Source organism: Vibrio sp. Y42_MX_L11 (genome assembly GCF_024181785.1).
GTDB lineage: Bacteria > Pseudomonadota > Gammaproteobacteria > Enterobacterales > Vibrionaceae > Vibrio > Vibrio diabolicus.
Map to the genome: position 1 here is coordinate 1 of NZ_JAMZAP010000052.1, position 1,115 is coordinate 1,115.

At 43.2% G+C, this 1,115-nt stretch carries 1 protein-coding gene; it reads right to left on the bottom strand.

Annotation, left to right across the window (positions count from 1 at the left end):
* Nucleotides 1-16: 16 nt before the first annotated feature.
* Nucleotides 17-1,052 (bottom strand): IS630 family transposase gene (locus tag NL643_RS22725; RefSeq protein WP_253645249.1). Its coding sequence is split into 2 segments (ribosomal slippage): nt 17-592 and nt 594-1,052, totalling 1,035 coding nucleotides; the frame shifts between segments, so codons are not numbered across the junction.
* Nucleotides 1,053-1,115: the final 63 nt, after the last annotated feature.

A 1,115-nucleotide genomic window follows, 5' to 3' on the forward strand; every position in this document is an offset into this window, starting at 1 on the left:
ATACCGTTCTAGCTATTTAACTGGTCAGGTCAATCCAATCTCTCATACATGTTCTTGCAACCCGTGTTGAACAGGAGAGAAAACTATTCCACGCTGAGCAAACCTTATCGACAATATCGTCGTAATTTTTAAAGGCGATGTTAGCCAAGTGATGTTGCCTCATCCAACTCCAGACTTGCTCTATCGAGTTCAGCTCTGGTGAATATGGCGGGAGTTTAACGATACTGACATTGTGAAATTGTTCTGAAATATCGTCTGTGTGCCAACCTGCGCCATCCATAATAATAACGGCATGTCGTTCTGGCTCTGTTATTGCTGATATTTGTGCAAGGTGTTGCTGCATGACATCTTTGCCAAGATAAGGGACAACGATAGCTTCTCCTATCCCTCTGCTTGGGCATACGGAGCCAAAGATATGCGCGTATTCAAACTGCTGCTGCTTGGTTGCTCTGGGGCGAGAGCCTTTTCTGGCCCAGAGTTTCGTCGTTGTATTCTGCTGACCAAATCTGGCTTCATCCTGAAACCAGACATCGACACACTCTAGAGCCATATGCCCTGGGATCTTAAGGATCGTTTCGATTTTGAATTTTTTTAAAATCGTCTTGTGCTTTCTGCGATTGTTTTGGATGCCGAGAGCGGGAGGTTATCCACGAAAAGCCAAGCTTTTTCAATACCGTATAGACATGGTCTGGATGATAGTTTTTACCAAATTCCTGCTTAATATACTGATGTATGTCTGCACCAGTTAATCTTCCGCCCGAAGGTTTTGCCGCATTCTCTTCAATATAGTGTGCTAGTTGTTTCTGTTGCTCTGGCGTTAACCACGCGGGTCGACCATCACGAGGCTTTTCTTTTAATCCCTCCAAGCCTTCATCGAGATAAGCTTTTACCCACTTATTAACACTAGTACGGCTGACTTTAAGAAATTTGGCGATTTGAGTTCTGGAATGCCCTTCCTGGAAATGGGCTAAGGCAAGCAAGCGCATTTTCATCTGAACAGATTTTTGTTTGCGGGCAAGAGCTTTGAAGTCGGTATTTTTAAGGCTATCCATGAGCATGTCGGTATTACTATTTGAATAGCTTTAATTAGATCATATTTTTAGCTAGAATGGTAT